The following is a 25,294-nucleotide window of genomic DNA, read 5'->3' as shown; positions in this document are numbered from 1 at the left end:
GTTTTTCCGCATGAATCTGTTCAGTTTGCGGCGCCAGACGCCGAGTCTGGATGACCTCACCTTCGAGGCGGGGCCATCCGCCTTGAGCGACCACCTCCATGCTCAACGCCTGATGCCCAACGTCGATCGGCCGCAACAAGTGTTCGTTCGCGGCCAGGGTTCCTGGCTGTGGGACAGCAATGATCGCGCCTACCTCGACTTTTCCCAGGCAGGCGGCGCCAACAGCCTTGGCCACAGCCCCACGGCGCTGGTCAAAGCCATCGCCAATCAGGCCCAGGCGCTGATCAATCCCGGCTGCAATCTGCATAATCGCGGCATGCTCAGCCTCGCCGAACGTTTGTGCGCCAGCACGTCCAGCGATCAGGCCTACCTGCTCAACAGTGGCGCCGAGGCTTGTGAGGCGGCAATCAAACTGGCGCGCAAATGGGGGCAGCTGCATCGCGGCGGCGCCTCGCGGATTATCATGGCTGAGCAGGGTTGTCATGGCCGCAGTCTGGCGACGATTGATCGAGTGCCATTCAACGACCTGCCGGCGCTGCATGCGGCGGTGGACGCGCAGACCGTGGCGATCATGCTGGAGCCGATCCAGAGCGATGCCGGGGTCATTCCGGCGACCGAGCATTACCTCAAAGGCGTCGAGCGACTGTGTCGTGACCTGGGCATTCTGCTGATCCTCGACGAAGTGCAGACGGGTATGGGCCGCTGCGGCAGCTTGCTTGCCGAACAGTCCTACGGGATTCGCGCCGATATCGTCGTGCTCGGCAAAGGTCTTGGCGGCGGCTTGCCGCTGGCGGCCTTGCTGGCGCGAGGCAAGGCCTGCTGCTTCGCCACCGGCGAGATTAGCGGCACCCATCACGGCAACGCCTTGATGACGGCGGCCGGTCTGGTGGTGCTCGACAGCATCCATGACCGCAGCTTCCTCCAGCAGGTCAACGATAACGGCCAGCATTTGCGCGAAGGTCTGTCACGACTGGCATACCGCTACGGCCACGGCGAATTGCGCGGCCAAGGCCTGTTTTACGGGTTTACGCTGTCCGACGAATGCGCCGACGCCGTCGTCCATGCCGCACTTCACGAAGGCCTGATATTGAACGCCGCGCAGCCTGACTGCCTGCGCTTCACCCCGGCCCTCACTGTCAGCAAAACCAACATCGACGAAATGCTCCTGCGCCTGGGCCGCGCCTTCTCGCGAGTGCGCACCGCCCAAGTGCAATGTCGCAAGGGCATTGCCGTGTGAGCAGAGCAGCCCCAACCGATTACCCGAACCGTCTCGCGGTATAACGCACGCCCCACGCCTGATTCTTTTGGCGTGGGGCGTTTTTTTGTGGCCGGGTTTTACAGACGGGATTTAGAGCTTAAGGGATCGTACCGCGGATGGTCTTTTAGAGAATGCCAGCAAGGGATGCGGCCACGGCCTGATCGGTATCACCGAAAAAGCCGTTTTGCGATCTGTACCACTGGGTGGTATGTTTTTGGAAGGGATACCTATGCCATTGAGGTTGTTCAAGACCAAACGCTTCGCCCTCCAGGCCAGCAGGGCGTGGATCACAGATGAAGAGTTGCAGGAGGCGTTTCATCAGATGCTTCAGGGACAGGCGGACGATCTTGGCGGAGGCGTGTGGAAGAAGCGCTTGAAGTCGAACCGCCACCGTTCGATTGTTTTGGCAAAAGGTGGACATTACTGGATCTACCAAGTGCTTTTCGCCAAGCAGGATCAAAGCAATATCACGCCAACAGAATTGAAGGATTTACGTAAATTGGCAAAGGTTTATGCGCAACTGACCGAAGAGCAGATCAGCGACTTGTTGGCGATGAAGGAGTTTGTGGAGATATGTCATGAGTAAGAAATTCAAAAGTGAAGTCTTTGAATCGATACACGAATCAGCCGGGGCGTTGCTTGCTGTCGGAGCAATCAACAAAGCAACGATGCGAGAATTCGATGACTCCTGTCTGGCATCGGTTCCCTTAGCGATCCCGGCTGAGGAGATCAAGGCGCTACGCGAGCGTAACAAGGTCAGCCAGCCGGTGTTTGCACGCTATCTCAACACCAGTGCATCCACGGTCAAGCAATGGGAATCGGGTGACAAACATCCCAGCGGTATGGCGCTCAAACTACTGAGCATCGTACAAAAACATGGGTTGAAAATTCTCGCTTGAGCCTGACGCAGCTATTGCACTGAACCCTGACGAACGGCGCAGGTCGATTAGCTTGTATGGCTCAAGTGAGCCAACCCCCATTCAGGAGCTGCCCCATGGATTTCATTCGTATCATCATCGCTATTCTGTTGCCGCCACTGGGCGTGTTTCTGCAGGTCGGGTTTGGCGGGGCGTTCTGGCTGAACATTCTGCTGACGTTGTGCGGCTACATTCCGGGGATCGTGCATGCGGTGTATATCATCGCCAAGCGTTGAGTTCAGTGGCGTCTGATCAATAGCTATCGCGGGCAAGCCCGCTCCCACAGTGTTATGAGTGATCACAATTTTTGTGTACACCAAATAACCTGTGGGAGCGGGCTTGCCCGCGATTGGAGCGACGCAGTCTCAAAGTGAGGGCTCAGTCAGTCAGTCCCATCACTCGCCGATAAAACGTCCACTCCCGCTCCAGCGCATGCGCCTGGTTAGCCGCGCGACGAAAGCCGTGGCGTTCGTCAGGGTAGTAATGCGCTTCGACCGGGATGCCGTTGTGCTCCAGCGCCGCGACCATGTCGCGGGTCTGTTGCGGCACGACCACCGCGTCCAGTTCACCTTGAAAGAAAATCACCGGCACGCGAATGTTGTCTGCGTGCAGCAGTGGCGTGCGGGCGGCATAGCGTTGGGCATCTCCTTCGGGATCGCCGATCAGCCAATCCAGATAATCACCCTCGAACTTGTGCGTGGCCCGTGCCAAAGCTACCGGGTCGCTGACGCCGTAGAGGCTGGCACCTGCGCGGAAAACCTGCCTGAACGCCAGTGCGCACAATGTGGTGTAACCACCTGCACTGCCACCGCGAATGAACGCGCGGTCACCATCGATCAAACCTTGGTCCGCGAGATAGCTGACCACCGCGCAGGCATCCTCGACATCCACCTCGCCCCAGCGCAGATGTAGCGCTTGCCGATATTCACGACCATAGCCAGTGCTGCCGCGATAGTTGAGGTCGGCGACGGCGAAACCGCGCTGCGTCCAGTACTGGATGCGCGGATCGAGGATCGGATAGCACGCCGACGTCGGGCCGCCGTGGATAAACACCACCAGCGGCGGTTTCGCTTCACCGCTCATGGCCGGGTAGAAGAAACCATGCGCCTCGCCGGAGCCGCTCGGATAACGCAAGGTTTGCGGGCGGCTGATGCGTTCGGCAGGCAATGGAGCCACGCCGCCAGCGAGGATTTTCACGGCATGAGAGACACGATCAATGGCGATCACTGCCGACGGGCTGGTCGGCGATGCAGCGATGCAATAGATGAATTGTTGATCCATCGCCAAGTGGCGGAAGCGGCTGTAGTCACCGCTGAAATCTTCATTTCCAAGGGCCAGGCGACCGAAACCATCCTCGCTCCAACTGGCTAAAAATTGATCACCGACAGGCAGCCACGTGCAGCCGCCTAGCTGCCACGGCGCGGGCGCGTGATCGGCCTCGGCACTCGGTAGCGCGTGCAAGCCATCAGACGTTTCGCCCCACGGCTGCCAGTAACCGCCACGATCAGTCAGGCAGTAGAGCCGGCCGTCCGCGTCGAAGCGCGGCTGCTGGATCGACTCCTCAATCTGCTCGCCGGCAATACAACGAGGTGCGGAAAAATCACCTTCCGCGACCATCAACCGCGTCGAGGTCCACGGCTGATGCGGTCGGCTCCACTCGATCCATGCCAAGCGCTGGCCGTCGGGGCTCAGCGTTGGCGACGCGTAGAAATCAGCACCTTCGGCCAGCACCTTGCGCGTGCCGGTCGCCAGATCAATCGCCACCAGGCGATGTCGATCCTGCTGCTCTTCGACCGCCAACACCCGGCCTGCGGCGAATTGCAGATCGCCGTAGCGGCAGTCAGTCGACGTCAGCGCGACCGGCTCGCCATCCAGCGCCTGCCGATACATCTGCTGATCCGCTTCATTGACGAAAACCACCCCGTCAGGCGTCAGACAAAACGCACCACCGCCATATTCGTAAACGCGGCTACGCACGCTGAAACCGTCCTGCGTCAGACGTTTCGCTGCGCCATCGCGCCAATGCCAGATTCGGCACGCGGCATCCTCGGGGCGGTATTCATTCCAGAACACGCCATGGGCGCCGAGCTGCAGTTCGGCGAAGTCGGTTCCGGCGGCGACGGCCTGGGCGGCGCTGAAAAGCTCAGCCCTTGGCGATGAGGCGTGAGTTTCGTTCATTGCGAAAGGCCAATTGTTCGATGGTTTGAGTGGCGGTCTCGGCTTCTTCGCGGGCCTTGAGGATCACGCCATGATGTTCGGACTTGCTGCACACCGGGTCGGCATTACTGGCGTCGCCGGTGAGCATGAACGCCTGGCAGCGGCAGCCGCCGAAGTCTTTTTCTTTCTCGTCGCAAGAGCGGCACGGCTCGGGCATCCAGTCGTAACCGCGAAAACGGTTGAAGCCGAACGAGTCGTACCAGATGTGTTGCATGCTGTGATCGCGCACGTTGGGAAATTGCACCGGCATCTGGCGGGCACCATGGCAGGGCAGGGCGGTGCCGTCCGGGGTGACGGTTAGGAAGATGCTGCCCCAGCCGTTCATGCAGGCTTTCGGGCGTTCTTCGTAGTAATCCGGGGTGACGAAAATCAGCTTGCACGGATGCCCTTCGGCTTCCAGCCTGGCCCGGTATTCGTTGGTGATGCGTTCGGCGCGCACCAGTTGTTCCTTGGTCGGCAACAGACCGACACGGTTGAGCTGCGCCCAGCCGTAGAACTGGCAAGTGGCGAGTTCTACGAAGTCAGCCTCCAGCGCAATGCACAGTTCGATAATGCGGTCGATCTTGTCGATGTTGTGCCGATGGGTGACGAAGTTCAGCACCATCGGGTAGCCGTGGGCCTTCACCGCACGAGCCATTTCCAGCTTCTGCGCAAAGGCCTTTTTCGAGCCCGCGAGCAGGTTGTTCACTTGCTCGTCGCTGGCCTGAAAACTGATCTGGATGTGATCAAGCCCGGCCTTTTTGAAGTCGCTGATTTTCTGCTCGGTCAGGCCAATGCCGGAGGTGATCAGGTTGGTGTAGAAACCCAACTGCCGCGCTTCACGGATCAGTTCGGCCAAGTCCTGACGCACCAGCGGTTCGCCGCCGGAAAAGCCCAATTGCGCCGCGCCCATCTCCCGCGCTTCGCGGAACACCTTGATCCATTGCTCGGTGGTCAGCTCTTTGCCCTGCTCGGCGAAATCCAGTGGATTGGAGCAGTACGGGCATTGCAGCGGGCAGCGGTAGGTCAGCTCGGCGAGCAGCCACAGCGGCAGGCCGACTTCCGGTTTGGCCGGCAGATCAGCCAAGGGTGAGCCAGTGTTGCTCACGGGCAACCTCCATGAATTGCTCGACGTCGTCACCGAGCTCGGGCACGCCGGGGAACTGCTTGTCCAGTTCGGCAATGATCGCCGCGACATCACGCTCACCGTCAATCAGGCCGCCAATCAGCGCGGCCGTTTCGTTGAGCTTGATCATGCCTTCCGGGTACAGCAACACATGGCCTTTTTGCGCCGGTTCGTACTGGAAGCGATAGCCCGGGCGCCAGCTCGGTACTTTGCTGCGGTCGAAACTCATAAGGTAATTCCTTTATGCCAGACCCGTTGTTCGGTCACGCTGTGATACGGCGGACGGTTCAGTTCGTAGGCCATGCTCATGGCATCGAGCATGCTCCAAAGAATGTCCAGTTTGAACTGGAGAATTTCCAGCATGCGCTCCTGGCCTTCGCGGGTCTTGTAATGCTCAAGGGTGATCGCCAGCCCATGCTCGACATCACGCCGCGCCTGACCGAGACGGGTGCGGAAGTATTCGTAGCCGGCCGGGTCGATCCACGGGTAATGCTGCGGCCAGCTGTCGAGGCGCGACTGGTGGATCTGCGGCGCGAACAGTTCGGTCAGCGAGCTGCTGGCGGCTTCCTGCCAACTGGCGCGACGTGCGAAGTTGACGTAGGCATCGACAGCGAAACGCACGCCGGGCAGCACCAGCTCCTGAGAACGCAATTGGTCCGGGTCAAGGCCAACAGCCTGGCCCAGACGCAGCCAGGCTTCGATGCCGCCATCTTCACCGGGCGCGCCGTCGTGGTCGAGCAGGCGCTGAATCCACTCGCGGCGGATTTCCCGATCCGGGCAATTGGCGAGGATCGCTGCGTCCTTCAGGGGAATGTTCACCTGATAGTAGAAGCGGTTGGCGACCCAGCCCTGAATCTGCTCGCGGGTCGCGCGGCCTTCGTACATCGCCACGTGATAAGGGTGGTAGATGTGGTAGTAGGCGCCCTTGGTGCGCAGGGCCGCTTCGAATTCGGCGGGGGACAGCGGGGTGTCGGTCATGTCTGTTCTCCGGGAACAACCCTGGAAATCTCTGGTGTCTGTGCTGGCCTCTTCGCGAGCAGGCTCGCTCCCACAGTTGATCGCATTCCATTGTAGGAGTGAGCCTGCTCGCGATAGACCGCGCAGCGGTCTCGATTGCTTAAAGCACGATACTCATGCCATCAAACGCCACTTCAACATTACGCCGCACCAGCTCCGCACGCTCCGGGGAATCCTCGTCGAGGATCGGGTTGGTGTTGTTGATGTGGATAAGTACTTTGCGCTGCTCGGGCAACTGCTCCAGCACTTCCAGCATGCCGCCGGGGCCGTTCTGGGCAAGATGGCCCATCTCGCGACCGGTGCGGGTGCCGACGCCACGGCGCTGCATTTCATCGTCATCCCACAGCGTGCCGTCGACCAGCAGGCAATCGCTGTCCGCCATGATTTCCAGCAGCGGCGCATCGACCTTGCCCAGCCCTGGCGCGTAGAACAGCTTGCCGCCAGTGTTGAGGTCTTCAACGATCAAACCGATGTTGTCGCCCGGATGCGGATCGAAACGGTGCGGCGAATACGGCGGCGCGGCGCTGCGCAACGGCAACGGGGTGAAACGCAGATTCGGGCAGGCGGCTACGGTGAAGCTCTGGTCGAGCTCGATACGGTTCCAGTCCAGCCCGCCGTTCCAGTGGGTGAGCATCTTGAACAGGGGAAAACCGGTGCTCAGGTCTTCGTGAACCATGTCCGTGCACCACACCTGATGCGGGCAGCCTTCGCGCAGGCTGAGCAGGCCGGTGGTGTGGTCGATCTGGCTGTCCATCAGGATGATCGCGCTGATGCCGGTGTCGCGCAGGGCTCGGCCCGGTTGCATCGGGGCGAAGCTTTGCAGTTGCGCGCGGATGTCCGGCGAGGCATTGCACAGCACCCAGTTCACGCCGTCATCGGAAATGGCGATGGACGATTGGGTGCGGGCCTTGGCATTCAGGCTGCCGTCGCGAAAGCCTGCGCAGTTGACGCAGTTGCAGTTCCACTGCGGAAAACCGCCACCGGCGGCCGAACCCAGAATCTGGACGAACATGAACGCTCCATCATTTCAACGCGGAAAATAAAACGCCTCGGCGAGCCGAGGCGTTGCACTGCGATTCTGCGTAGGCAGAACTCAGCGGCTGGCGAAGTACATGGTGACTTCGAAGCCGATACGCAGGTCGGTGTAAGCAGGTTTGGTCCAGGCCATGAGATGTCTCCTTCTGAGGGTTGGGATAGCGCTATCCATAGTTATAGTCCACGGCAGCGCGGTGATGTTCCAATTAGTTAGGCGGCTATGTTACTCAAAATTTCAACGCCGTGACCCGTGAATCTTTGAGAAAGCTCCTTGCAGCCTCGGTAATGATCAGTTTGTCACTTGCCACGGCGCGTCCGGCATCGATTCATTGGCCAGGCAATGCCAGCCGCCCTCGGCATTGATCAGGCGCTGCGCAGCGGCCAGCAAAGCCTGGCGATCGAGTTGCCGGATCGCCGTGACCAACTGCTCCCGGTAATCCGACGAATGGCCGGCAAGTTTGCCTTGCCAGAGGAGTTCGGCGGCATCCTTGGTGGACAGTGTGGTGTCGTCGAACTGATCGGCGAGGCTTTGACGCTGTTGCTCGAGGCTTGCTTCATCGAGCGTTTCGATCAACGCGGGAATGCCGTTGAAAAACTCCTGAATATATTCGAGCAACTCGGCGGCCGAAGTCGTCGGCGATTGCACGCCAAACACAATCGCGGTCCTGCCGTGCAATTGACGCAGCGCGCTGAATACGGCGTACCCCAATTGCAGTTCGACGCGCAGGCGCTGATAGAAAGGCGTCTGGCACAACTGAGCCAGAAGGCGCCACGCCGCTTCGTCAGCAATATCGCTGCTGGTAGTCGGGCAGATCAGCAGCAAGGCGTGTTCGCTGCAGGCCGTGTTGATCTGGCTCCAGTGGTACTTGCCTTGGGTGATCGGTATCACCGGTAGCTGATTGTCCGGTGTGCCGGGAATGCGGCTCAGCGCCAGGCCCAAGGCTGATTGGGTTTGTTGGTTAAGGCCTAGAGCGAGGCCGTCCCAGCGCGAAGTTGTCCACAGCTGATTGGCGTCATCGCTGGTTTCAATCGTGGGCAGGCATTTTTCCGGCAACGCTTCGAGTAGTTGGCGGATCGGCATCGACGGTATCTGCACCTCGTCGCGCGGCGAATCGGCGTCGATCATCGTCAGACATTTCAGCGCATGCTCGAGGATGCTGGGCATCGGTTCCTGTAGCCCGGTCATTTTCAGCAGGCATTGGTTACCTGCGGCGCTGAAAGACAAGTCCACTCCGGCTTCGGACGCATCCTGTCGGGTCTGGCGCAGACTGCGCTGCAATCTTGAGCGCAGATCGGCGCTGGCCGCCGTCTCGCCCTGCCAGCGCAGGTAAATCGCGCCCTCATCGCTGTTGTCCGGCAGGGCCAGGCTGAACTGCATCGGCGATCGCTCGCGACGACTGCGCGAGCGATCCTGGGCGAAGGTGCGCAGGCCACGGTGGGCGCTGGTCTGGCCGCGAATCAGTCCGGCGTTGGCCAGCGGTTCACTGGCGCGCAAGAAAGGATTGGCGGCGGGCAGATGCCAATGATCGCTGAAGTTATCCACAACGCCGATTTCGCGAAGGATGTGCTCAAGTGCGGCAGCGCCGGATTCGGACAGGCCGAATGCTTGCTGCTCAATGTCGGTTCGCGCCAGTTGCAACGCGCCGCTGACTTGCTGCTGGCGCTGAAGCAGGGCGGCGTATTCCTCGCGCAACGGCGTCCAGTCCTGACGGGCGAAGAAGCTCAGCCAATCCAGCAGCCGTTCGTGAATGGTGTTCAACTGCTCGCCGTCGGCATGGAATTGAAGATGCAGCAGCGCTTGGCCGGCGAACTGGTAAAGCGGCGTGGCTTTCAGGCTGTCAGCCAGATTCTGTTGATGCAGGTATGCGAGCAATCCACCAGGTTTTGCGCTATTCAACCAATGACAGAGAAAAGCCATCGCCTCGGCGGATGACTCGGGCAACGCGTCGAAAGCAAATAACAGGTTCGTGTGAGCGCCAACCTGTTGATAACTCTTCACTGCCAACGGTGGCGGTGCGGCCTGGGCAACTTTATCCCCAACCGATAACACCGCTGCGAATTGCTGCGCGAGCTCCCGAAGCTCATCGATACTTTGTGGCCCGACCAGACTCAGGCTCATTTGCCCGGTTCGATAAAAGCGCTGATGGAAATCTTTCAGCGCCGATTGAAACCTAGGCGATTCGACCTGCAAGCTGTCCCGATTGCCTGCATGAAAACCGCGCAACGGATGCTCCGCTGGCAAACTTTCATACAAGGCAAACTGCTGCTGCGCTGTCGGATCCTGCGACCAGGCGACGAATTCGGCCTGCAGCACTTCCCGTTCACGCAGTTGATCGTCCAGATTCATACGTGGCCGGGCGAGCATGTCTGACAGACGCTCGAGCCCCGCGCTGAAGGACGACACAGGCAACTCGAAGAAAAAGTCCGTGGTGCGCTCGCGGGTGCTGGCATTCACCTGCCCGCCGTGACGTTGCACGTAGGCCATCAGCCCTTCGTCTGTGGGAAAACGCTCGGTGCCGAGAAACAGCAAGTGCTCGAGAAAATGCGCCAGCCCCGGCCAAGCCAATGGCACGTCATGGCTGCCGGCCGCCACGCGCAACGCGGCAGCGCTGCGCTTGAGACCAGGCACGTGGCGCAGGGTCACGCGCAGGCCGTTGGCCAGGGTTTCAGAGTGGGGGCGGGGATGAGTCGGCGCAGACATGGGCACTTCCAGAACAGTGAAGTGCCCATGCTAGCGGATTAGCGGCGGTTGAGCGCGCCGTAAAGCTCCGGGCGGCGATCGCTGAGATAGCGATTGGCCTGGCGTGAATCGTTCATCAGTTGTCGGTCCAGTTCGCCGACGATCAACGCCTCGTCCAGACCTGCCAGAGCGATGCGGCTGCCGTCCGGCGCGGCAATGCTGCTTTGCCCGCAATACTGGATATCGCCTTCGTGTCCGCAGTAATTGGCGTAAGCCACGTAGCACTGGTTTTCGAAGGCGCGGGCACGCACGGTGACATCGGCAACGAAATCGAACGGAATCATGTTGGCCGTCGGCACCACGATCAGCTCGGCGCCGGCCAAGGCCAGGCGCCGCGCGTTTTCCGGAAACTCCAGGTCGTAGCAGATCAGGAAGCCGAGCTTCCAGCCGTTCAGCTCAACCACCGGCAACTCCGCTTCGCCGGAGCTGAACATCGACCGATCGAGGTCGCCGAACAGATGCGACTTTCGATAGTTGCACAGGCGCTCGCCATGGGCGTCGATCAGTTGCACGGCGTTGTAGATCTGACCGTCGGCGGTGCGCTCCGGGTAGCCGTAAACGATCGCCAGACCGGCAGCCTTGGCAATGCGGCCGATCTGCTGCGCCCATTCACCGTTATAGACCTCGGCCAGCGTGCTGACCGCTTCGGCGCCGATGTTGTAGCCGGTCATGAACATCTCCGGCAGCACCAGCAGATCGGCGCCCTTGGCCTCCATCGCTACTTGATGCAGGCGATGCAGGTTGGCGGCGGGGTCCAGTGGCAGCGGTGGACATTGGTAAACGGCTACGCGCATCGGGGAATCCTCTTACTCGGGCAGGGCGATAGGGCCGATGTCTTTGAACACATCACCCGGGCCGGGGTTCTCTTTATGTGTCGAGCCGCCGAAATGTTTCATGATGCCCCACACTGCGTTGAGCGAAGTCTGCACTGCGCCTTCGACCCACGCCGGTGTCCACGACACGTCGTCGCCGGCGATGAAAATCCCGCGCTGTTCGGCCGGCATGTCGTCCTGCATGAAGTGCGCGTACATACGCTGGTTGTAGCGATAATGGCCGGGCAGGGCGCCTTTGAAGGCACCGAGAAAGTACGGGTCGGCTTCCCACGACACGGTGATCGGGTCGCCGATGATCCGCGCGGCGATGTCGACTTTCGGGTAGATCTTCTTCAGCGCGTTCAAGGCGAGTTCAACGCGTTTTTCCACCGGATGCGGGAGCATTTTCAACGCGTCGCTCATCCACGAGTACGACAGGCAGATCACCCCCGGTTTGTCGTCGCCGTTGTCGAACAGATAGGTGCCACGGGTCAGGCGATCAGTGAGGGTCATGCTCATCACGTCGCGGCCGGTCTCCGGATCCTTGTCTTTCCAGAATGGCCGGTCGACCATCACGAAGGTTTTCGACGACTGCATGTAGCGCGTGCGGTCGAGGGCCATCCACATCTTCTGCGAGAACAGGGTCTCGTCGCATTCGATCTGAGTGGTCAGCAGCCAGCTCTGGCAGGTTGTCAGGACGGCGGCGTACTCGCGGGTGTCACCGTTGTTGTCGGTAACGGCGAAACGGCCCTCCGGTGCGTGGGCAATTTTCTTCACACCGGAACGCGGCGCGCCACGGTGCAGGGATTTCAGGCTGGTGCCGGCCGGCCAGTGCACGCAGCGCTCCGGCACATGGCGCCAAATGCCCTGTGGCACCTGCTCGACGCCACCGACCACTAGGTGTTGGTGATCGTCGCAATTGGTCATCACCACGCGGAAGATTTCCAGCATCGAATTGGGGAAGTCCGAATCCCAGCCGCCGGTGCCGAAACCGACCTGGCCGAACACTTCGCGGTGCTGGAACGACAATTTGGCGAAGGCTTTCGAGGTGGCGACGAAGTCGTAAAAGGTCCGGTCGTCCCACAGCGGCACCAGCTTGTTCCACAACTCTTTCAGGCGCGGCACATCGCGATCACGGATGGCTTGCTGGATGTCGGAGAACTGCGAACCGGCTTCCAGCGCATCCGCCCAGGCGTCAGCCACTTCCTGAAACAATGCAGGAAGATCCTTCAGGCTCTCGGCGTAATAGGTTTCGCCTTCCAGATCGATCACGGTACTGCCCGAAGCGCCAGTGAGCGGGTTGGGAAAAGGCTTGGTTTCCAGGCCGAGCTTGTCGACGTAGTGATAGAACGCGGTGGAGGACACTGGAAAACGCATGCCACCGAGCTCGGCGACGATGGCGTCGGTACCGTTGAAGGCTTGCGAGCGCAGACGACCACCGAGTTTCGACGCCTCGTACACCACCGGTTTCAAACCGAGTTTCATCAGTTCATACGCAGCCACCAGACCGGCAATGCCCGCGCCGACAATCGCCACCTCAGCGCCATGGTGCTGCTCAGGAATGCTCCCCAGCCCGGCGGGATGCTCGATCCAATCGTCAAACGCGAACGGAAAGTCCGGACCGAAAATGGTGACTGGTTTTTTTCCGTCTGCAGGATGGCGATTGTTCTTGTTCATGGCTGACCTTATTGGCGACCCGACGCAGGATTCGCGTCTGAGTATAGGAAAAGATGTCAGCCATTCTAGGGAGCGTGGAGCGCGTTAATAAGACGCAATGTGTCGTCGTTTTGCCTGAATGTTGTGCAGACTGACGATTGCAGGCTGCATACCGACCAAAATGTGGGAGCGAGCCTGCTCGCGAAGAGGCCCGAGCCACGATGCCATGGCCAACGCTCAGACCGGCTGCCCGCGATCAATCTTGCTGCTCAGAATGATCGAAGTCGTGGTCTTCTCCACCCCATCGACGCTGCCAATCTGATCCAGCAACTGATCGAGCTGCTCCGGCGAGTCGGTGCGCAACCACGCCACATAATCAAACTCGCCACTCACTGCACACAACTGCTGCACCTGCGCCATCGCACTCAGGCGCCGCAGCACGTCCTTGCCGGAACGCGGCTGCACCTTGATCCCGACGTAGGCTTGCAGCCCGCCATCGACAAAATGCTGACCGAGGCGCACACCGTAACCGGTGATCACTTTGGCCTTTTCCAGACGGGCCAGACGCGACGTCACCGTAGTGCGAGCAATGCCTAGCTGACGGGCGAGCATGGCCACGCTTTCGCGGGCGTTGATTTGCAGCGCGGCGATTAGCTGGCGGTCGATTTCGTCGAGGATGGGTTGGCGGGTGTCTGGCAAGGGAAGCTCCATTGGCGTTGAGTCGGAGGGAGGCGCCTCTATACAGGCAAATAAGGAAAGGCTTTTGCGCCAAAGCAAAGAGGTCACTGATGAGTTTGATGAAACAAATGTTCTGACAATTGATTTGACTTGTCTGCCCTGTTTCCCAAGAATGCCTACAAGAGCGCGAAATCTGCTGCCTTGCAGGGCATTAGCAGATGTAGGTACCTCAGCGATGCTGCAACATCGGTGTCAGGTGAGACCTCTTCATCCCATTTCCTGAGGATGCAAATATCAGGATTTAGATGTTACGGGCAGCCCGATGGCTGCCCTTTTTTTTTCCGAAAGAATGTACCGCCTATACAAAAGCTCGCCTTTTCGATGCCTGTTCATGGCTCTCGCCGGAGCGTGCATAAAATTCCAGAGAATGTGTCCATCCCGAATGTCCACAACCACAGGCATGGGATTAGCATGATTGGGAAATCAAAGCCCACAAAAAAGCCGCGCATCAAGCGCGGCTTTTCAATTTGGTGGGCCCACACGGACTCGAACCGTGGACCAAAGGATTATGAGTCCTCTGCTCTAACCAACTGAGCTATAGGCCCTCAGTAGGCCGCGGATTATAGCGACGGTTTCGCGGCTGTGCTATCCGAAAAATCCGATACGGTTATATGCAGAAACGTCGCGGCGAATTCCTCCGGGGGCAGCGGCAGGCTGACGATGTAGCCCTGTATCTGTTCGCACCCTTCAGCAGCGAGGAATTGTTGTTGCGCCTGTGTTTCCACGCCTTCGGCAATCACGGTGAATTGCATGCTGCGACCGAGCGCGATGATGGCGCGCACAATGGCCGCGTCGTGGGGGTCGTCAGGCAGTCCGCGGACGAAGGACTGGTCGATCTTGAGAATGTCCAGCGGCAGGCGTTTGAGGTAGCTGAGCGAGGAGTAGCCGGTGCCGAAGTCATCGATCGCCAGTTGCACGCCGAGGTGTTTGAGCTGGTGCAGCACTGCCAGTGCCTCTTCGGCCTGACTCATGATGAAATTCTCGGTAATTTCCAGTTGCAGTAAATCCGGCCTGAGGCGGTTGTCCTTGAGCAGTTGCTCGATGCGCACCAGCAGGTTCGGCTGACGCAGCTGCGCGCCAGCGAGGTTTACCGAGAGCGGCCCGAGCGGTTGGTAGATCCGGCTCCACTCGAACATTTGTCTGCAAGCGGTTTCGAGCACCCAGTCACCGATCTGCAGGATCATGCCGTTTTCTTCCGCCAGCGGAATGAAATGCTCGGGCGGCACGTCGCCGAAGGTTGGGTGGCGCCAGCGAATCAGCGCCTCTGCACCGACCAGACTGTGATCGACCAGGCTGATTTTCGGTTGGTAACAGAGAAACAGCTCATCGCGCTCGATGGCGCGGCGCAGTTCGTGTTCCAGCGCTATGCGCTCGCTGGCCTGGGCGGTGAGGTCGCGGGTGTAGCTTTCGACGCGGTTGCGTCCTTTGGCTTTTGAGCGGTACATCGCCGCGTCGGCGTTTTTCACCAGCGTGGCCACATCGCAACCGTCGCGGGGATAGAGGCTGGTGCCGATGCTGGCGCTGATAAAGAACTCGTGTTCGCCGGCCTGGAACGGCGCGCCGAAGCAGTTGAGCAGTTTCGTCGCGATGTTGTCGGCGTCGCTGGCTTGCTGCAAGCCTGGCAACAGGATGATGAACTCGTCACCGCCCAATCGCGCGACCGTGTCGATATCGCGCAGTTGTTCTTTCAAACGCACGGCGATGCCCTTGAGCAACAGGTCGCCGACCGGGTGGCCGAGGCTGTCGTTGATGTGTTTGAAGCGGTCGAGATCGAGAAACAGCACCGCGCCCTGGCCGCCATTTTCCTGCTGGCTGGTCAGGGCCATTTGCAGACGGCTTTCGAACAGGGTGCGGTTGGGCAGGCCGGTGAGCGGATCGTGGTGAGCCTGGTAATCGAGCTTGGCCTGGGCATGCTTGAGGCTGGAAATATCGGCGAACACCGCGACGAAGTGAGTGATGAACTTGTCGCGATTGCGCACCGCGCTGATGGTCAGCCAGCTCGGGTACAGCTCGCCGTTCTTGCGCCGGTTGGAAATCTCGCCTTGCCAGTGGCCCTCGTCGGTCAATTGATGCCACATCGCTGCGTAGAAAGCGCTGTCATGCAGCCCTGAGGCCAGCAAGCGTGGCGTGTGGCCCAGTGCTTCGCTTTCGCTATAGCCGGTAATTTCGGTAAAGGCACGATTGACGGCGCTGATGTGTTGTTGAGTATCGGTGATCAACACGCCCTCGGCGGTGCTCTCGAAAACGGTCGCGGCCTGCTGCAGTTTTTCCTGCATGAGATGGCGTTCGGTGATGTCGCGGGCGATGGTCAGCATGCAATCCTCGTCACCGATCGGCAGCGGGCGACTGGACACTTCGCACAGGCGAATCTGCCCGTCGCTGCGACGGATGTGGCAAGTGAAGTCGCGGACAAACCCGTCGCGCTTTAGCAGATCGAGCATCTGCTTGCGTTCGTTGAGGTTGACCCAGATGCCGAGATCCAGCGTCGAACGATCCACCGACATGGCGCTATTGAAACCGGTGATGCGGCTGAAGCCTTCGTTGACCTCCAGCAGCAAGCCGTCGCTCTGACGCGACAGCAACAGGCCATCCGGCGACGCATGGAAAGCCTTGGCGAACTTCTCTTCAGAGGTTTGCAGTTGCTGTTGGGTTTCCTTGAGCTGGCTGATGTCGCGCACCACGACCACCAGCGCCGGCGTGGTGTCGAGGTCGAAAGGCTCGGCGGAAATCAGCCCGGTGAAGACTTGGCCGTTGTTGCGGCGAAAGGGCATTTCCAGATTACGGATGCTGCCGGCCTGCAAACGCTGCAAGAGGCCCGGCCCGACGCCGGGAATGCCCCAGATATTGAGGTTGGTGGCGGTCTGGCCGATCACATCCTCGGCCCTGAGGCCGATCTGCTCTTCGAAGGCCTCGTTGACCTCAAGCAGGCAGCCGTCGGACAGGCGTGCAATCACCAGAATGTCCGGGCATTGCTCGAACACCGAAGCGAACTTCTGCTCGGACAGGCGCAGCGCCTCTTCGGTGCGTTTGATTTCGCTGATATCGATCATCAACCCGCGCATCACCGGTTCGTGGCCATGCTCGATCAGGCTGACAATGTCGCGCACCCACAGGCAGCGGCCGTCGGCGGTGATCACGCGATAATCGACGATGTGGTCGCGGCCCTGGCGCAGCGCTTCCCTGCAATAGTTCTGCGTGCGGGTCAGGTCGGCGGGATGAATGATGTTGTGCCAGAAGCCCGGAATCAGCCAGTGAGATTGTGGATACCCGAGCAGGTCTTCAGCATGGGGCGAAACATAGCTGTAGGTGAAGTCGCTCATCCGCGCTTCCCAGGCGATGGCCGACAAGCTCTCCACCAGGCCACGGTAGTGATATTCGCTGCTGCGCAGTTCTTGTTCGAGGTCGATGCGCCGGCTGATTTCCGAACTCAGTCGGCGGTTGATGCGAATCACCACGGCCAGCACCGTCATCAACAACAACAGACCGGGCAGGCCATACATCAGCAGATCTGACCAGAACGTGCGGTGGTCGAGCACATTACCGACCCAATGTTCCTGAATGCTGCTGATTTCCGCCGGTGTCATGTCGGCCAGGACTTTATCGAGGATGCCCACCAACATCTTGTTATCGCGAGGCACGGCCATTGCCAGTTGATAACGATACGGGGTTTCGCCGCTGACGTAGAGGCCGTCGAGTTTGAGCTGGCGCAGGCTCCACACGCTGGAAGCGAGATCGCCAACTACCGCGTCCACTTCATCGGTCGCCAGAGCTTGCAGCGCCGAGCTGACATTGGGCATGGCGACCAGATTCAGATCGGGGTGGTGAGTGCGCAGCAGTTCGTGGGGGGCATAGTTTTCCACTACGGCGATTTTCAGACCGTACAGGTCGTCAAGTTTGCGCGGCTGGGCGCCGCCGACATGGGCGAGGATGACGATCGGGAAGTCCAGGTACGGCCGGGTAAACGACAGATAGTTCTGGCGCTCCGGCGTGGACATGATTCCCGGCAGCAAATCGATTTTGCCTTTTTTGACCTGCTCCAGCACCACTGTCCAGCTTGCGGGCTCGATGGGCGTCAGCTTGATTGCCAGACGTTCACGGATCACCTCGATATAGTCGGCAGCCAGGCCCTGATAGCGGTTCTGATCGTCACGGAACTCGAAGGGCGGCCACGATGCATCAACACCCAGGCGCAAGTCAGGGTGAGCCGCCAGCCAGCTGCGTTCTTCATCGGTGAGAGTCAGCGCGTCAGCCGTGGCGGTGCAGATCATCAATGACAGCAGAAAAAGCACGGGCGCCAGTCTGGGCATAACGCTCTCGTCAGGGCTCGGGATGATTGTTTCGAGTGTAGACGGGGTACGCGACGGGGAGGGCGGAGCGGGGAATTTAATCTGCCATAAAACAAAACCCCCGGCCTGGGCCGGGGGTTCTGGTATCACTCGTCGAGGAAGGAGCGCAGATGCTCGCTTCGCGTCGGGTGGCGCAGCTTGCGCAGCGCCTTGGCTTCGATCTGACGGATCCGCTCACGCGTTACGTCAAACTGTTTGCCCACCTCTTCGAGCGTGTGGTCGGTGTTCATGTCGATACCGAAACGCATGCGCAGTACCTTGGCTTCACGGGCAGTGAGGCCGGACAGCACTTCGCGAGTCGCTTCCTTCAGGCTTTCCACCGTGGCGACATCGATTGGCGACTGCATGGTCGAGTCTTCGATGAAGTCGCCCAGATGGGAGTCTTCGTCATCACCGATCGGGGTTTCCATGGAGATCGGCTCTTTGGCGATCTTCAGTACCTTGCGGATCTTGTCCTCAGGCATTTCCATGCGTTCGCCCAGCTCTTCCGGAGTCGGTTCGCGACCCATTTCCTGCAACATCTGCCGGGAAATACGGTTGAGCTTGTTGATCGTCTCGATCATGTGCACCGGAATACGGATGGTGCGCGCCTGGTCGGCGATCGAGCGAGTGATCGCCTGACGGATCCACCAGGTGGCATAAGTCGAGAACTTGTAACCGCGACGGTATTCGAACTTGTCCACCGCCTTCATCAGACCGATGTTGCCTTCCTGGATCAGATCGAGGAATTGCAGACCGCGGTTGGTGTACTTCTTGGCGATCGAGATCACCAGACGCAGGTTGGCTTCAACCATCTCTTTCTTCGCGCGGCGGGCCTTGGCCTCACCGATCGACATGCGACGGTTGATGTCCTTGATTTCGGCGATGGTCAGGCCGGTCTCGGTTTCCAGCGCAATCAGCTTCTGCTGGCAACGGATGATGTCCGGCTGCACGCGACCGATGGCTTCGGCGTACTTGCTCTTGCCTTTGGCCAGGGCGTCGGACCAGCTTTCGTCGACTTCGTTGCCCGGGAACTGACGCAGGAAATCGGCGCGTGGCATACGTGCATCACGTACGCACAGCTGCATGATCGCGCGCTCTTGCTGACGCAGACGATCCAGAGCACTGCGAACACGCTCGACCAGGGCTTCGAATTGCTTCGGCACCAGTTTGATCGGCATGAACAGCTCGGCCAGGGCCAGCAACTCGGCAACCGCTGCCTTGTTGTGACGACCGTGCTTTTTCAGGGCCTTGCGGGTGATCTCCATCTGGTCCGCCACGGCGCCGAAGCGCTGTGCAGCGATGACCGGGTCCGGACCGCTTTCGGCTTCTTCTTCGTCATCGGAAGATTCGGCATCATCGTCATCGGTATCGTCGTCGGCCTTGACGGCTTTCGGGTCAACCGGCGGCGGCACTTCTGCCGCAGGCGGCGCAATGCCATCGTCCGGGTCGATATAACCGCTCAGGACGTCGGACAGGCGACCACCTTCGGTGGTGACGCGGGTGTACTCGGAGAGAATGTGGTCAACCGTGCCAGGGAAGTGCGCAATTGCGCTCATCACTTCACGAATGCCTTCTTCGATCCGCTTGGCGATTTCGATTTCGCCTTCACGGGTCAGAAGCTCGACCGTACCCATTTCACGCATGTACATGCGCACCGGGTCAGTGGTACGACCGATATCGGTCTCCACCGCCGCCAACGCAGCGGCTGCTTCTTCCGCAGCGGCCTCGTCGGTATCGGCGTCGGCCAACATAAGGGCGTCCGCATCCGGAGCACTCTCGTGTACGGGGATCCCCATGTCGTTAATCATGCGGATGATGTCTTCCACCTGCTCCGGATCTGAAATATCCTCGGGCAGGTGGTCGTTGACCTCGGCGTAAGTCAGATACTTCTGCTCACGACCCAGTTTGATCAACTCAATAATACGAGACTGCTGTTGCGCTTTTCCGGACATAACACCCTATCCACTGAAGGTCTTGGCGGGCAAAAAACAAGCCGAGGATTATACCTGAGCTATGACCTCACGCGCCAGTTGAGGTCGGGTTTGATGCGGAAACATTGCGACTTAAAAGGTCGCGCAGTTGATTTTTCTCTTCGACGCTCAGTTCGCTTTGCCGCGCTTTCCTGAGTAACTGTTCGAGATTTCGCTCGCGTTGGCGGGCGGACAAGCTAGTAATGGTGTCGAAAAACTGTTGTTCAAGGTTATCTCCGTCAATCAGCCATTCCTTTTCTGCCAGTGCCTTTAGCAAGCGGCCCTGTTCAGTACCGTGCCATCGCGCGATCAACTGAAATGAGTTTAGCTTGGGATTCTTCTGTACGGCTTCGAGCAGCGCCACAAGCAGCTGGGCGTTGGTCTGATTTTCATCGGCAATGTGCCCGGCGTCTTCGACGCGCTTGGCCAGTTGCGGATGATGGAGCAATGTTCGCAGTGCCGTCAGGGTTGGCGATTCAACGCCAATCGGCGTACGCGGGCGCTGCTGTTCGCGATCGCCACCACGCTTGCCGTTCTTGTCCCATGGTTTCTTGTCCCACTTCTTGCCGCCGGCGCCGGGTTTCTTCGGCGTCCATTCCTGCTGCGGCGCGTACATGTCCTGTGCCTGCGGCTGATGGTAGTCGCTGTAGTCCGGCATGGCGTCGTAATCGAAGCCCGGATCGTAGGCGGGCGGTGCTTCCTGCGGCGCACTCTGAACCAGTTGGCTGACGGTCTCGCTGCTCAGGCCGGTGATTTCGGTCAGGCGCTGACGCATGAGGATACGCAGGTTCGCGCCCGGCACCTTGTCGATCAATGGTGCGGCGAGGGTGGCCATGTGCGCCTTGCCCTCAAGAGAGCGCGGGTCGGCTTCTTCGGTCAGTTGCTGGAAAAAATAATCGGCCAGCGGCTGCGCGTGCTGATTGATGCGCGCCTTGAAAGCATCGGTGCCTTCGGCGCGAACCAGGGTGTCCGGGTCTTCGCCTTCGGGCAAAAACAGGAACCGCGCGCGACGACCGTCCTGCAGGCACGGCAGGGTCGCTTCCAGTGCGCGCCAGGCTGCGTTGCGGCCGGCCTGGTCGCCGTCGAAGCAGAACAATACGTTCGGCACGACGCGGAACAAGCGCTTGAGGTGTTCTTCGCTGGTCGCGGTACCCAGCGTGGCGACGGCATTGCGCAAGCCTTGCTGGGCGAGTGCGATGACGTCCATGTAACCCTCGACAACGATGATTTCATCGAGGTTGCGATTGTTCTTGCGTGCTTCATAAAGGCCGTAGAGTTCCTGGCCTTTATGGAATACCGGTGTTTCCGGTGAGTTCAGGTACTTGGGCTTGTCGTCGCCCAGTACGCGGCCGCCGAAGGCGATGATTCGTCCGCGGGTGTCGCGGATCGGGAACATCACGCGATCACGGAAGCGATCATAGCGCTTGCCGGTTTCGGCGTTCTCGATCAGCAGGCCGGCTTCGATCATGGCTTTCTGTTGCAGGGTGTCGCTGCTCAGATGCTTGAGCAGGTTGTCCCAGCCCGGCGGCGCAAAACCGAGGCCGAAATCCCGGGCGATCTCGCCCGTCAGACCCCGCCCCTTGAGGTAATCCACCGCAGCCTTGCGCGACGGATGACTCTTGAGTGCGTGCCGGTAAAAATCAGCGGCGGCGGTGAGCAGCGGGTACAGCGGCGAATCGGTCGGCTGACGCGGCTTGCGCTCGCGGCCGCTTTCTTCGCGGGGGATTTCCATGCCGGCGGCTTTGGCCAGATCTTCGACGGCCTGGGGGAAATCCAGATTGTCGTGATCCATGAGAAAGCCGAGGGCGTTGCCGCCAGCGCCGCAGCCGAAACAGTAATAGAACTGCTTGTCGGGGCTGACACTGAACGACGGGGTTTTCTCTTTGTGGAACGGGCAACAGGCGGTGTAGTTCTTGCCGGCCTTCTTCAATTGCACGCGCGAGCTGACCACGTCGACGATGTCGGTGCGGTTCAGCAGGTCGTCAATGAAGCTCTGGGGAATCAGCCCGGCCATGGCGTTCTCGTCGTCTGCGCTGCAATAAATCCGTTGCGACAGGCCGTCGGACGCGGGCCATTGCTGGAAACGCACAAAAAGTGCGGCTCGACCGGTGTCGTCTGCGTGATCGCTGTCGGGAAGTGTATCTGCCGAAAATCCACTGACGTTAGTACCTATCAGTCTTCGACTATGTGAAAGTGTTGCGCTGAATCCGCTGACGGCCGGTTGTCGACCTCGGATAGCTCAATAAAGCGGGCACGCATGCAGGTGCCTTGGGCTGATCGTCGTAAGAGGAATCAGTGGGTGTGCTCGTCAGTAGCCTTGAAAGGCTCGTCAGAAAAGACGTGCACCGCTGGCAAAAGAGCCAGGCCTGACGCGGTGAAGCAGATTTGTCTCGGTCGCATCGGCGGCGTCGACGGTGAAGCATCAAGCGTTTTACGCAAATGCCATTAGCCCGGCTGAGGGCCGGGCTTAGGCAAGAAGCTTGCTACGAACGTCTGTGGATTAGTACAGACGAACGGCGCGGCGCTGTTCGCGCTGAACTTTCTTGGCGTGACGCTTAACAGCGGCTGCTGCCTTGCGCTTACGCTCAGAAGTTGGCTTCTCGTAAAATTCGCGGCTACGAACTTCAGCCAGTACACCGGCTTTTTCGCAGGAGCGCTTGAAACGACGCAGAGCTACGTCGAAGGGTTCGTTCTCTTTTACTTTGACGGCTGGCATCCAGAGCTACCTTCATTCATTACCGGGGTCAACATCCTCGCGGCAAAAGAGCACTTGAAGACGTCGGTTTTTAAGGGTTGCGGATGTTAACCCCTCATCGCTCGGAATGCAAAGCCTCTGATCGAAAACCGCTGGTCGGGGCATCACGTGGCGACTATTATGCGCGCCTTCGAATTCAGCCTAAACAAGGCGCAAACCCATGCTAGTACTGGGATTAGAAACCTCCTGCGACGAAACCGGCGTCGCATTGTATGACAGTGAACGCGGTCTGCTGGCCGATGCGCTGTTCAGTCAGATCGACCTGCACCGCGTCTATGGCGGTGTGGTGCCGGAGCTGGCCTCGCGTGACCACGTCAAACGCATGCTGCCCTTGATCCGTCAGGTGTTGGCCGAGGCCGACTGTGTGCCGACCGAGATCGACGCAATCGCCTACACCGCAGGTCCTGGCCTGGTCGGCGCGCTGCTGGTCGGTGCTTCCTGCGCACAGGCGCTGGCGTTTGCCTGGGGCATTCCGGCGCTTGGCGTGCACCACATGGAAGGCCACTTGCTGGCGCCGATGCTGGAGCCGAAACCGCCGGAATTTCCGTTCGTCGCTTTGTTGGTTTCCGGTGGCCATACGCAGTTGGTTCAGGTCGACGGCATTGGCCAATACAGTCTGCTCGGCGAGACGCTCGACGATGCGGCCGGTGAAGCCTTCGACAAAACCGCAAAAATGATGGGCCTCAATTACCCCGGCGGGCCGGAAATCGCCAAACTGGCCGAGAAGGGCGTCGCAGGACGCTTCACCTTTCCGCGTCCGATGTGCGATCGCCCGGGTCTGGACTTCAGCTTCAGCGGCCTGAAAACCTTCGCCCTCAATACCTGGCAGCAATGCGTCAGCGCCGGGGACGACGGCGAGCAAGCCCGTTGCGACATCGCGCTGGCATTCCAGCAGGCCGTGGTGGAGACTTTGACCATCAAGTGCAAGCGCGCCCTCAAACAGGCAGGCATGCAGCGGTTGGTGATTGCCGGCGGCGTCAGCGCCAACAAGGCGTTGCGGGTTTCGCTGGAAAAGATGCTCGGCGATATGAAGGGTGATGTGTTCTATGCGCGCCCGGAGTTCTGCACCGACAATGGCGCGATGATCGCATTTGCCGGTTGCCAGCGCCTGAAGGCCGGCCAGCAGGAAAGTCTGGCAATCACCGTGCAGGCACGCTGGCCGATGGAGCAGTTGTCGGCGCTGTAATGAGCGACGCTCATGGACGGCAGTCAGAAATGCCGTTCGCGCCCGGCGAACAGGTCGCGTAGATTGCCGCGATGGCGCCAGACAATCAGCAAGGTCAGCGCGCTCATTGGCAGTAAGGCTTCCGGCTCCTGCCAGGCCAGCAATGGCAGGGTCAGTGGCGTGGCAATCAGCGCCGCCAGCGAGCTGGTGCGGGTCAGGTAGAACGTCAGTAGCCAGGCACATACGGCCAGCAGCGCGGCGGGTGGATACAGGCCGAGCAGCATGCCGGCGGCAGTGGCAACGCCTTTGCCGCCGCGAAAGCGAAAGTACAAAGGGAACAGGTGACCGATCACGGCGCACACGCCAATCCAGGCCTGATCCTGCAGTGAAAGGCCCGCGCTCGAGGCTATCAGCACCGGCAGCAGGCCTTTGCACAGATCACCGAGCAGGGTCAGGATCGCCAGTTTGCGACCGGCCAGGCGCAGCATGTTGGTGGCGCCGGCATTACCCGAGCCACTCATTCGCGGATCCGGATTTCCGGTCAGGCGGCTGAGCAAAATGGCAAAGGACAGCGAGCCGAGCAGGTAGGCGAGAATCGCCAGTAACCAAAACATGCTAACTATTCCGGGCGAGGACGCCCTGATTCTAACGGCGCATCGCGCCCTTGTCGTGCAGCGGAGAGAAGTGCTTGGACAGAGTGTTTATCGAGGGCCTGGAAGTCGACACCGTGATCGGTGCCTACGACTGGGAGCGCGGCATCCGTCAGTGCCTGCGTCTTGATCTGAGCTTCGCCTGGGACAATCGCCCGGCCGCCGCCGGTGACGACCTGACCCTGGCGCTCGATTACGCCAGTGTTTCCACGCGCATTCAGGCCTTCGCCGAGCAGGCGCAGTTCCAGCTGGTCGAAACCTTCGCTGAGCGTCTGGTTGAAGTGCTGATGGCCGAATTCAAGATCACCTGGGTGCGACTGAAACTGACCAAGCCGGGCGCCGTTCCAGCGGCCAAGGGTGGTGTGGGTGTGGAGATCGAGCGCGGATGTCGCTGACTCAGGTCTACCTCGGGCTCGGTAGCAATATCGAGCGCGAAACCCATTTGCGCGCCGGTCTCGATGCGCTGGCCACGTTCCTGGTGGATATCCGTTGTTCGGCGGTGTTCGAGAGCCAGCCGGTGGGCATCAAGAGCGGGCCGTTCTTCAATTTCGTGGTCTCGGCCTACACCGATCTGCCGTTGATGGAGCTCGACCGCCGCTTGAAATTCATCGAGGCGGACAACGGTCGTTATGCCCCGGATCGCAAAGGTCTGCCGCTGGATATCGACGTGCTGCTGTATGGCGATCTGGTGGGTAATTTCGATGGATTGATGCTGCCGCGTGCGGAAATCCTGAAAAATGCCTTTGTGCTGTGGCCGCTGTCGTTGATTGCGCCGGATCGGGTGCATCCGGGAGTGGGCAAGAGCTTTGCGATGTTGTGGGCTGAGGCGCAAATTGATCAGGTGTTGGCGCCGGTTGCGTTCGAATGGCGGGGGGAGCAGCTCACGCCTTCGGATTTGCGGTGATATCAAATTCGCTTTCGCGAGCAGGCT

At 59.9% G+C, this 25,294-nt stretch carries 22 protein-coding genes and 1 tRNA gene; 7 read left to right on the top strand and 16 right to left on the bottom strand.

From position 1 onward, the window contains the following. The first annotated feature begins 10 nt into the window (after positions 1-10). The 4 genes from KVG87_RS04190 (at position 11) to KVG87_RS04175 (ending at position 2,411) form a co-directional block, all read left to right on the top strand. Complete coding sequence (locus tag KVG87_RS04190) at positions 11-1,237, top strand: aspartate aminotransferase family protein (protein WP_217849459.1); 1,227 nt, start codon at positions 11-13, stop codon at positions 1,235-1,237. 250 nt (positions 1,238-1,487) lie between these two features. Beyond that, positions 1,488-1,844 carry a type II toxin-antitoxin system RelE/ParE family toxin gene (locus tag KVG87_RS04185; protein WP_217849457.1) on the top strand — a complete coding sequence of 119 codons (357 nt, stop codon included), beginning with the start codon at positions 1,488-1,490 and terminating at the stop codon, positions 1,842-1,844. Then, entirely contained in the window at positions 1,837-2,157 is a 321-nt protein-coding gene (locus tag KVG87_RS04180) for a helix-turn-helix domain-containing protein (protein ID WP_039757682.1), read from the top strand. The genes KVG87_RS04185 and KVG87_RS04180 overlap by 8 nt, the downstream gene beginning before the upstream one ends. A gap of 95 nt (positions 2,158-2,252) precedes the next feature. Beyond that, on the top strand, positions 2,253-2,411 hold the full coding sequence (locus tag KVG87_RS04175) for a YqaE/Pmp3 family membrane protein (RefSeq protein ID WP_003228885.1): 159 nt from the start codon (positions 2,253-2,255) through the stop codon (positions 2,409-2,411). 142 nt (positions 2,412-2,553) lie between these two features. Here KVG87_RS04175 and KVG87_RS04170 read toward each other — a convergent pair whose 3' ends face one another. From KVG87_RS04170 to rpsU, 15 genes are all read right to left on the bottom strand, one after another. Further along, on the bottom strand, positions 2,554-4,353 hold the full coding sequence (locus KVG87_RS04170; RefSeq protein WP_217849455.1) for an alpha/beta hydrolase family protein: 1,800 nt from the start codon (positions 4,351-4,353) through the stop codon (positions 2,554-2,556). Continuing rightward, entirely contained in the window at positions 4,319-5,479 is a 1,161-nt protein-coding gene (pqqE, locus tag KVG87_RS04165; RefSeq protein WP_280038404.1) for a pyrroloquinoline quinone biosynthesis protein PqqE, read from the bottom strand. The genes KVG87_RS04170 and pqqE overlap by 35 nt, the downstream gene beginning before the upstream one ends. Next, positions 5,451-5,726 carry a pyrroloquinoline quinone biosynthesis peptide chaperone PqqD gene (gene pqqD, locus KVG87_RS04160; RefSeq protein ID WP_016772874.1) on the bottom strand — a complete coding sequence of 92 codons (276 nt, stop codon included), beginning with the start codon at positions 5,724-5,726 and terminating at the stop codon, positions 5,451-5,453. Before pqqD ends, pqqE begins: the two co-directional genes overlap by 29 nt. Then, entirely contained in the window at positions 5,723-6,475 is a 753-nt protein-coding gene (gene pqqC / locus KVG87_RS04155; RefSeq protein WP_217849453.1) for a pyrroloquinoline-quinone synthase PqqC, read from the bottom strand. Before pqqC ends, pqqD begins: the two co-directional genes overlap by 4 nt. A gap of 139 nt (positions 6,476-6,614) precedes the next feature. Then, a complete protein-coding gene (pqqB, locus tag KVG87_RS04150) occupies positions 6,615-7,526 on the bottom strand; it encodes a pyrroloquinoline quinone biosynthesis protein PqqB (protein WP_217849451.1) in 912 nt (303 codons plus the stop codon). Between the two features lie 81 nt (positions 7,527-7,607). Then, positions 7,608-7,682: a pyrroloquinoline quinone precursor peptide PqqA gene (gene pqqA / locus KVG87_RS04145; RefSeq protein ID WP_003444522.1), complete on the bottom strand. Its 75-nt coding sequence runs from the start codon at positions 7,680-7,682 to the stop codon at positions 7,608-7,610. Positions 7,683-7,838: 156 nt separating this feature from the next. Continuing rightward, positions 7,839-10,250, bottom strand: coding sequence for a pyrroloquinoline quinone biosynthesis protein PqqF (pqqF, locus tag KVG87_RS04140; RefSeq protein ID WP_217849449.1), 2,412 nt, complete (start codon positions 10,248-10,250; stop codon positions 7,839-7,841). 38 nt (positions 10,251-10,288) lie between these two features. After that, positions 10,289-11,083, bottom strand: a complete 795-nt coding sequence (locus tag KVG87_RS04135) for a carbon-nitrogen hydrolase family protein (protein WP_095181404.1) — start codon at positions 11,081-11,083, stop codon at positions 10,289-10,291. Between the two features lie 12 nt (positions 11,084-11,095). Then, positions 11,096-12,778 carry a flavin monoamine oxidase family protein gene (locus tag KVG87_RS04130; protein WP_024014552.1) on the bottom strand — a complete coding sequence of 561 codons (1,683 nt, stop codon included), beginning with the start codon at positions 12,776-12,778 and terminating at the stop codon, positions 11,096-11,098. A gap of 216 nt (positions 12,779-12,994) precedes the next feature. Next, a complete protein-coding gene (locus tag KVG87_RS04125) occupies positions 12,995-13,456 on the bottom strand; it encodes an Lrp/AsnC family transcriptional regulator (protein ID WP_217849447.1) in 462 nt (153 codons plus the stop codon). 507 nt (positions 13,457-13,963) lie between these two features. Further along, positions 13,964-14,040: transfer RNA gene (locus KVG87_RS04120), tRNA-Ile, on the bottom strand. Between the two features lie 15 nt (positions 14,041-14,055). Further along, positions 14,056-17,802, bottom strand: a complete 3,747-nt coding sequence (locus tag KVG87_RS04115; protein ID WP_217849445.1) for a bifunctional diguanylate cyclase/phosphodiesterase — start codon at positions 17,800-17,802, stop codon at positions 14,056-14,058. Between the two features lie 125 nt (positions 17,803-17,927). Then, a complete protein-coding gene (gene rpoD / locus KVG87_RS04110; protein ID WP_024014550.1) occupies positions 17,928-19,775 on the bottom strand; it encodes an RNA polymerase sigma factor RpoD in 1,848 nt (615 codons plus the stop codon). A gap of 67 nt (positions 19,776-19,842) precedes the next feature. Next, a complete protein-coding gene (gene dnaG, locus KVG87_RS04105) occupies positions 19,843-21,807 on the bottom strand; it encodes a DNA primase (protein ID WP_110603575.1) in 1,965 nt (654 codons plus the stop codon). A 486-nt stretch (positions 21,808-22,293) separates the two neighbouring features. Further along, entirely contained in the window at positions 22,294-22,509 is a 216-nt protein-coding gene (rpsU, locus tag KVG87_RS04100; RefSeq protein WP_002551877.1) for a 30S ribosomal protein S21, read from the bottom strand. 199 nt (positions 22,510-22,708) lie between these two features. Here rpsU and tsaD point away from each other — a divergent pair, with 199 nt between their 5' ends. Next, positions 22,709-23,734, top strand: coding sequence for a tRNA (adenosine(37)-N6)-threonylcarbamoyltransferase complex transferase subunit TsaD (tsaD, locus tag KVG87_RS04095; RefSeq protein WP_217849443.1), 1,026 nt, complete (start codon positions 22,709-22,711; stop codon positions 23,732-23,734). 23 nt (positions 23,735-23,757) lie between these two features. On the opposite strand, the gene plsY is transcribed toward tsaD, so the two are convergent. Then, positions 23,758-24,327 carry a glycerol-3-phosphate 1-O-acyltransferase PlsY gene (gene plsY, locus KVG87_RS04090; RefSeq protein ID WP_024014548.1) on the bottom strand — a complete coding sequence of 190 codons (570 nt, stop codon included), beginning with the start codon at positions 24,325-24,327 and terminating at the stop codon, positions 23,758-23,760. Positions 24,328-24,401: 74 nt separating this feature from the next. On the opposite strand from plsY, the gene folB reads away from it, so the two are divergent. Then, a complete protein-coding gene (folB, locus tag KVG87_RS04085; RefSeq protein ID WP_016772885.1) occupies positions 24,402-24,758 on the top strand; it encodes a dihydroneopterin aldolase in 357 nt (118 codons plus the stop codon). Beyond that, complete coding sequence (gene folK / locus KVG87_RS04080; RefSeq protein ID WP_095181407.1) at positions 24,749-25,267, top strand: 2-amino-4-hydroxy-6-hydroxymethyldihydropteridine diphosphokinase; 519 nt, start codon at positions 24,749-24,751, stop codon at positions 25,265-25,267. Before folB ends, folK begins: the two co-directional genes overlap by 10 nt. Positions 25,268-25,294: the final 27 nt, after the last annotated feature.

Source organism: Pseudomonas siliginis, assembly GCF_019145195.1.
Classification (GTDB): domain Bacteria; phylum Pseudomonadota; class Gammaproteobacteria; order Pseudomonadales; family Pseudomonadaceae; genus Aquipseudomonas; species Aquipseudomonas siliginis.
This window is presented reverse-complemented; position numbering and strand designations above follow the sequence as displayed.